Source organism: Pseudarthrobacter sp. B4EP4b, from assembly GCF_006680095.1.
Classification (GTDB): Bacteria; Actinomycetota; Actinomycetes; order Actinomycetales; family Micrococcaceae; genus Arthrobacter.
The window spans coordinates 69,110-76,502 of the sequence record NZ_VHIJ01000029.1; the positions used below are offsets into that span (position 1 = coordinate 69,110).

Genomic DNA, 7,393 nt, shown 5'->3' on the forward strand with positions numbered 1-7,393 from the left:
GACGCATATGCACCATCATCCCCGAGGCGGGGTCTCCCTCAGCACGTAGCCGCGCATGATGGCCATGATTGCCGCAACGCTTTGGTCACGGGTCCGTTCCGGGTTGTACGTCTGCCGGTCCAGCCCCACCACAAAGCAGGCGCCAAAGATGGCTGTCTCCAGGCTGCCACGCGAGACTGATGGATCGACCGGGTAGACCCTGGCCACCCTTTCCACTGCCTCGCCGATGACCTGCAGGAGCTCAGCGCGCAGGAGGGTGAAGGTTCCCTGCCATTCGCTGGGCGTCCGCCAGTTCTCGCTGACCCACAGGCGGGCGAAGGAAGGGTATTCCGCCATGAAGTCCATGGCCTGGCCAATCATGGCTTCCATGGCCAGTAGCGGATCGCCAGCCGCTGTATCCGCCTCTTCCGGCGCGCCCAGCAGGCGGCCTTTGAGGATATCGACGCCGTGCCGCAGCAGCTGGGCGATGAGGTCCGATTTGCTGCCGAAGTTGTAGTAGACCGTTCCCTTGGAAACGCCTGCCGCTGCGGCAATTTCATCAACCGTCACACCCGCCGCCCCGCGCTCACCGATCAGTTCCATCGAGGCGTCGAAGAGCTTCTGCCGGGTGGCTGTGGTCCGGGCGGGACGCAGTTTTTTCGCAGCTCCCGGTTCGGCTTCCTCCCGGGCCGCCGACTCCGGCTGCATGGAAGTCATACCGCGATCTCCGGTTGGAGCGTCTTCAGTGTCCAGAACTTGCCCTTTCGGACTGCAAGCGTGGACATGGCCAGGCCCAATGCCGTGTAACCCAGCAGGCCCAGGACGGTGGGGAGGATCATCGACAGGTCGGCGCCATAGATCAAATGCCGCATCCCGGTCACCACGTAGCCCATGGGCAGGATCTCATGCACCACGTGCAGTGGCTGCGGAGTTGTCTGCCAGGGGAACGTGCCCCCCGAGGAAACCAGCTGCAGCACCAGCAGGATCAGGACCACCAGTTTTCCGGGGGAACCGAGCAGGGCCACGATTCCCTGGATGATGGCGCTGAAGGCCATGGCCGCCGCCAGCATAAAGAGCCACATCAGGACCGGGTGTGCGGCATGCAGGCCCAGTGCGAGGTTAACCACCAGGGTGAGGAGGGTGGCCTGCACAACGGAGACCGCGAAGAAGGGCAGCCAGCCGCCCAGGGCGATCTTCCACGACCCGGCATTGGAGGCCAGCGCCCGCTGGGTGAGCGGCCGCATGGCCTGGACCAGCATAAAGACGCCGATCCACAGGGCAAGGGTCAGGAAGAAGGGGGCCAGCCCGGCTCCGTAGGATCCTGCCTTCGCCTGCGACACGTTGCTGACGGCCACCGGATCCGCGATCACCCGGGACAGGTTGCTCTTCTGTTCATCGTCAGGGTTGGGAACCTGCCCCGCACCCTTGCCGATTTCGTCCGCCAGGGTCCTCGAGCCGTCAGCGGCTGTGCCCGCCCCCTGTTCGAGCTGTGCCGCGCCGTCGTCCACCTTGTGGGCGCCCTGGTCCAAGGCGGCGGCGCCGTCCACGGCCGCCTGCTCGCCGGTGGCCAGCGCTGCCGCCCCGGTGTGGAGCTGGTCGGCGCCCCCTGAGGCCTGCCCTATGGCTTCCTTCAATGCCGGGGTGGCTGCGGCAAGCTGGGCCGCGCCCACGCTGACGGCCTCGGAACCGTCCGCCAGTTGCTGGATCTGGGCAGCGTCCGTTTGGACCTTTGCCTTTGCGGCCGTTACCGGGTTCGAGGCAGCCACGGCGTCGAAATCGGCCAGGATGCTGTCCGCCTGGGCCTGGGTGAGTACGCCGGAGGCAATGAGTCTGTTGTTTGACTCCACCACGCGGGTGCGGAGGCCTTGGTCAGCTGCCTCCAGCTGCGCTGCGACGTCCTGGACCTTGGTATTCAGCTGCGCGTTTCCGGCGGCCACCTGCGCGGCACCGGCTGCCAGCGTCTGCGTGTCGCTGGGCAACGTTGCCGTCTTGTCCTTGAGGACGGACAACCCGCTGCTCAGCTGGCCTGCGCCGTCGGTCAGCTGGTTGGCTCCGTCGCGCAGCTTGAGCTGGCCCGCGTAGAGCTCGTCGGCCCCGCTGGCCAGGCCGGTGGTGCCCTCGTGCAGGGTGGCCGTTCCGTCCCGGAGGGCAGCGACTCCGTCGGCAACCTGGCCTGCGCCGTCTGCCGCTTTGACCATCTGGGTGTGGATGGTGCCAAAGCCGGTGAGCAGCTGGTTGGCGGTCTCTTCGCCAACGTCTGCGGCTACAGTGCTGTGCACGGACGTGGTCAGCTTGTCCACGATGGTGCTCAGCAGGTAGTTGTTGGCATCGTTGGTGGTGACGTTCAGCATGGCCTGGCTGGCGGAATCAAAGCTGCCGGGGGACACGAGGTGGGCGGAAAAGTCCTCCGGAATTTTCAGCGCGAAGGCGTACTTGCCGCTGCTGACTCCCGCATCGGCCTCCTGCCCGCTGGATACCGGGATCCAATGGAAAACATTGCCCTCCACGAGGCTGTCGGCCACCTTCGTGCCGGCCTGAAGTCCGGTGCCGTCGCTGGCGGTGGCGCCGGCGTCCTCCACCACCAGGGCCGCGTCGATCTGGTCCAGGTTGCCGTAAGGATCCCAGTTGGCGTAGAGGTATACGGCGCCATACAGCAGGGGAACCATGGTGAGGGCGAGGATGGTCAGCTTGGGCAGCAGCCCCCCGGTCATCCGCTTCAGTTCTGAGCGGGCCAGCCGCAGTACAGTCACTTGGCATCCTCGATCTCGAAATCAATGTCCCGGGCAGCCATGTGGTCCTCCGGCACTGCGTGGCTTGTGTTGTGGGGTTCTACGGGCGCCACGATTTCCTCCCGCAGCACTCCTGCATGGGTTTTCGCGTTGCCAATGCTGGCGAAAGAGCCGGACCACGACGGCGGCAGGGCGGCTACGGTGGCCACAACGGCCAGCGGCCTCCCGGCGTCGGACGCCAGCTGCTCAAGGCGGGGGAGCCAATTGGCGGTGTCTGCGGTGTGCCGGTCGGGGGAGTCGACCACCAGCAGGTCAGTGTGCGGGTTGGCCAGCGCCAGGGCCGCCAGGAGTTCCAGCCTGCGCAAGGGGTCCAGCTGCTCGATCCACAGGTCCGCGATGTCCTCGAAGCTGTTCACTTTGAGCCACGGGTTGCTGAGCAGGGCGCCCCGGTAGCGGCGGGGAATCAGTGCCAGGTCCTCGGTCACCAGGTCACGGACGCTGAGGTGGCGCTCGGGCTCATTGACGCCGGGGGCATCGACAAGAGCGCTGGCCATCCGCACACGCCTGGTTCCACCGTTTCCGTCCCAGCTGATGCTGCCGCCGGTGGGTTTCATCCGTCCGCTGAGTACCAGTGCCAGGGCGGTGCGCTGGTCCTGCCGTTCCCCGGAAACGAGGACCAGTTCGCCCCTTTGGACATGGAGCGATGTTTCCGGAAGCAGGGGGTCGCGGCGGCCGCGGACATGGAGCTGTTGAGCTGAGAGCAAGGAAAGCCTTTCACAGACGGTTGCTCCATCCAGTGTATCTAAACTGACCGGTCAGTTCAAATAACTCAAAGCCCGTACTTTTCCAGCAGGCGCAGCCAGACCTCGCTGACGGTGGGGTAGGAAGGAACGGCATGCCACAGCCGGTCCAGCGGCACCCCGCCCACCACCGCAATGGTTGCCGCGTGCAGGAGCTCCGCTACATCCGGCCCCGCGAAGGTGGCTCCGAGCAGGACCTTCCGGTCCTCGTCAATGACCAGCTGGGCCCAGCCCCCATAGTTTTCGGAATGCAGCGAGGATCCGGCCACCTGGATGGGAAGTTCCACCGAGGAAGCGTTGTAGCCGTCCTTCTGCGCAGCTTCCAGGGTGCGGCCCACGGCAGCGAGTTCGGGGTCGGTGAAGACAACGCCGGGTACGGCGTGCTCGTTGGCGGTCTGGGCGAAGCGGCTCCAGTCCGCGGCGGCGCCGGACAATTCCCCCTTGGCGCGAGCGGCGATGGCGTCTCCGGTGGCCCTGGCCTCGTACTTGCCCTGGTGGGTGTACAGGTTCTTGCCGGCAGCATCACCCACGGCATAGAGCCACGGTTCGGCTCCGGGAGCCCCGTCGACCAGTCCGGAATTATCAGTGGTGATCTTCAGGTGGCCGGCTTCGTCAGGCTCAAAGCCCACACTCTCCAGCCCCAGCCCTTCCAGGGCCGGATGGCGGCCCGTTGCCATCAGGACCTGGTCCGCTGCCACGCTGGAACCGTCGGCGAATTGGAGCCTGAAGGTGCCGTCGTCGTTCTCGCTGATGCTGTCTGTGGACGTGTTGAGCCGGATCTCCACGCCGTCCGCACGCAGCCCTGCTGCTACAAGGCTCGCAGCCTCCGCCGGGAAGTTCTTCAGCAGCCCGCTGCGCGCCACCAGCGTCACCGTGGAACCGAGCCGGGCAAAGGCCTGCGCCAGTTCTGTGCCCGCGACGCCGCCGCCGAGCACTACGAGGCGGTCCGGAACATCCTTGGCGGAGGTAGCTTCCCGGGTTCCCCAAACCTGCACGTCCTGAAGTCCCTTGATGGGGGGAGTGTTGGGTGCGGAGCCGGTGGCCAGCACCACCGCATGACGTGCCTGGAGTTCGTAGGAGTTGCCGTCCAGCCCCGCCACCTCTACTGATTTGGGCGCCGTGAGCCAGGCGTGGCCGCGGATGAGCTCAATGCCCGTATCGTCCAACCACTTCACCTGGCCTTCATCCTGCCAGTTGGACGTCATGTAGTCCCGGTATTTGAGGACGGCTGCAGCATCGAGTGTGCGGGTGACGGCTTCCTTGGCCCCCGGTAACGTCTGGGCCCCATGGAGCGCTGTGCCGGGACGGAGCAAGGCCTTTGACGGCATGCAGGCCCAGTATGAGCACTCGCCGCCCACCAGTTCCGCCTCCACTACCACCGCTGTGAGGCCGCCCTGGACCACCCGGTCCGCCACGTTTTCCCCCACGGCGCCGGCGCCGATCACCACAACATCGAACTCACGCAGTACTGCCTCGGGCATCATGGGGAAAGCCTACGCCGGGGATCCGACAATGCAGGCCGCGTGGAGGCAGCGTCAAGGCCGCGTGGAGGCAGCGGGGAGCGGCGGGGCAAAGCAAAAGGTCCGCACCGGCGAACCGGTGCGGACCTTTTATCTGTGCGCCCAAAGGGATTCGAACCCCTGACCTTCTGTTCCGTAGACAGACGCTCTATCCAGCTGAGCTATGGGCGCATCTCGTGTTCCTGGAGAAGAACCGCTCTCCCTGAACCTCGAATTACTTTACGCGAGGGTTGGCCGCGATGCCAAATCGGAGCGCGTGTAATCTCCACGACTAGACCGGTATAGGTGACCTTCGTCACTTAATTACTCCAAATCCGCCTCAAATTCCTTGAATTCGCGCGGAAGTGCTTTTCAAGAGCCCCAAAACGTCAGCATACGTCCAAAAAACTCCAGTGGTCCGGACCATAGCATTTAGCACACACCGATGAACCCGAGGAAGGGAACCGCAATGGGCGATCTGGCGCAGAAGCCGCTGCTTGATAACGCACCCACTACACATGCCGGTCTGCTGGCATGGGTCGAGGAGGTTGCTGAGCTTACGCAGCCGGACCGTATCTACTGGGTGGACGGCTCCGAAGAGGAGAACACCCGGCTCACCGATGAACTGGTGGCCGCCGGAACGCTGACCCGGCTCAACCAGGACCTCTTCCCCAACTCCTTTGCCGCCTTCTCCGATCCCGCGGACGTGGCGCGTGTGGAGGAACAAACCTTTATCTGCTCCGAGAAGGAGCACGATGCCGGCTTCACCAACAACTGGATGCCCCCGGCACAGATGAAGGAAAAGCTCCGTGGCCTGTTCGCCGGTTCCATGCGCGGCCGGACCATGTATGTCATTCCCTTCGTGATGGGCCACCTTGACGCGGAAGACCCCAAGTTCGGCGTGGAGATCACGGACAGCGCCTACGTTGTCGCCTCGATGCGGATCATGGCGCGCATCGGCACCGACGTCCTGAACCGCATCACCGAAACGAACGCATTCTTCGTTCCCGCCCTGCACTCCCTGGGCGCGCCGCTGGAAGCCGGCCAGGCCGACGTCCCGTGGCCCTGCAACCCGGACAAGTGGATTGTCCACTTCCCCGAAGAGCGGTCCATCTGGTCCTTCGGCTCGGGCTACGGCGGCAACGCCCTCCTGGGCAAGAAGTGCTACGCCCTGCGCATCGCTTCCGTCATGGCACGCGACGAGGGCTGGCTGGCCGAGCACATGCTCATCCTCAAGCTCACCTCGCCGGAACAGAAGACGTACTACGTCTCCGCTGCCTTCCCGTCCGCCTGCGGCAAGACCAACCTTGCCCTGCTCGACCCCACCATCAAGGGCTGGAAGGTCGAAACCCTGGGTGACGACATCACCTGGATGCGGTTCGGCAAGGAAGGCGAGCTCCGTGCCGTCAACCCCGAAGCGGGCCTCTTCGGCGTCGCTCCCGGAACCGGCTGGGGCACCAACCCCAACGCCATGCGTGCCATCGCCAAGGGCAACAGCATTTTCACCAATGTGGCACTGACCGACGACGGCGGTGTCTGGTGGGAGGGCATGACGGAGGAAGTGCCCGCGCACCTGACCGACTGGCAGGGCAACTCCTGGACGTCGGATTCGGACAAGCCCGCCGCGCACCCGAACTCCCGCTTCTGCACCCCGATCGACCAGATCGACATGCTGGCCGAGGAGTACCACAGCCCCAACGGCGTTGAGCTGTCCGCGATCCTGTTCGGCGGCCGCCGCAAGACCACCATCCCGCTGGTCACTGAGGCCCGCAGCTGGTCCAACGGCATCTTCATGGGTGCCACCCTGTCCTCGGAAACCACTGCCGCCGCAGCCGGTGCCGTGGGTGTGGTCCGCCGCGATCCGATGGCCATGCTGCCCTTCATCGGCTACGACGCAGGCGACTACCTGAACCACTGGGTCAACCTGTCCGCCAAGGCCAACCCCGAGCGGCTGCCCAAGATCTTCCTGGTCAACTGGTTCCGCCGGAACTCCGAGGGCGGCTTTGCCTGGCCCGGATTCGGCGACAACGCCCGCGTCCTGAAGTGGGCCATCGAGCGCCTCGAGGGCAAGGCTGACGCCGTGGAGACGCCCATCGGCTTCGTCCCTACCGGTGACTCCATCGACCTCGAAGGCCTGGACATGACCCCCGCCCAGGTGGAGGAAGCCGTCAAGGTGGACCCCATCGAATGGGCTGCCGAACTTGCCTCCATCGAGGAATGGTTCGCGAACTTCGGCAGCTCCCTGCCGGATGCCCTCCAGTCGGAGCTTACGAGCCTGAAGTCCCGTCTGGGCTGAACCTCTTAAGTACAACGGCGTCTTAAGATCGACGGCGGCCCCGCACCTTTCCAGCAAAGGTGCGGGGCCGCCGTCGTTCCCCGCTACCTC

General features: G+C 65.1%; 5 protein-coding genes and 1 tRNA gene. 1 reads left to right on the plus strand and 5 read right to left on the minus strand.

Features of this window, described 5'->3' with window-relative positions; translation table 11 throughout:
- Positions 1-15 precede the first annotated feature (15 nt).
- From FNL14_RS10435 to FNL14_RS10455, 5 genes are all read right to left on the minus strand, one after another.
- Positions 16-696 carry a TetR/AcrR family transcriptional regulator gene (locus FNL14_RS10435; RefSeq protein WP_091422158.1) on the minus strand — a complete coding sequence of 227 codons (681 nt, stop codon included), beginning with the start codon at positions 694-696 and terminating at the stop codon, positions 16-18.
- Complete coding sequence (locus tag FNL14_RS10440) at positions 693-2,729, minus strand: YhgE/Pip family protein (RefSeq protein WP_142059814.1); 2,037 nt, start codon at positions 2,727-2,729, stop codon at positions 693-695. Before FNL14_RS10440 ends, FNL14_RS10435 begins: the two co-directional genes overlap by 4 nt.
- Positions 2,726-3,472 carry an ABC transporter ATP-binding protein gene (locus tag FNL14_RS10445; protein WP_255470782.1) on the minus strand — a complete coding sequence of 249 codons (747 nt, stop codon included), beginning with the start codon at positions 3,470-3,472 and terminating at the stop codon, positions 2,726-2,728. The genes FNL14_RS10440 and FNL14_RS10445 overlap by 4 nt, the downstream gene beginning before the upstream one ends.
- A 65-nt stretch (positions 3,473-3,537) precedes the next feature.
- Complete coding sequence (locus FNL14_RS10450; protein WP_142059816.1) at positions 3,538-4,992, minus strand: NAD(P)/FAD-dependent oxidoreductase; 1,455 nt, start codon at positions 4,990-4,992, stop codon at positions 3,538-3,540.
- A gap of 133 nt (positions 4,993-5,125) precedes the next feature.
- A tRNA-Arg gene (locus FNL14_RS10455) sits at positions 5,126-5,199 on the minus strand.
- A gap of 277 nt (positions 5,200-5,476) precedes the next feature.
- On the opposite strand from FNL14_RS10455, the gene FNL14_RS10460 reads away from it, so the two are divergent.
- Positions 5,477-7,303 (plus strand): phosphoenolpyruvate carboxykinase (GTP), encoded by a 1,827-nt coding sequence (locus FNL14_RS10460; RefSeq protein WP_142059819.1) that lies wholly within the window; start codon positions 5,477-5,479, stop codon positions 7,301-7,303.
- Positions 7,304-7,393 lie beyond the last annotated feature (90 nt).

What these genes read in the sequence shown, in the direction of transcription:
- FNL14_RS10435 (WP_091422158.1), bottom strand. Translation starts at nt 696, where the DNA reads ATGACTTCCATGCAGCCGGAGTCGGCGGCCCGGGAGGAAGCCGAACCG.
- FNL14_RS10450 (WP_142059816.1), bottom strand. Translation starts at nt 4,992, where the DNA reads ATGATGCCCGAGGCAGTACTGCGTGAGTTCGATGTTGTGGTGATCGGC.
- FNL14_RS10460 (WP_142059819.1), top strand. Translation starts at nt 5,477, where the DNA reads ATGGGCGATCTGGCGCAGAAGCCGCTGCTTGATAACGCACCCACTACA.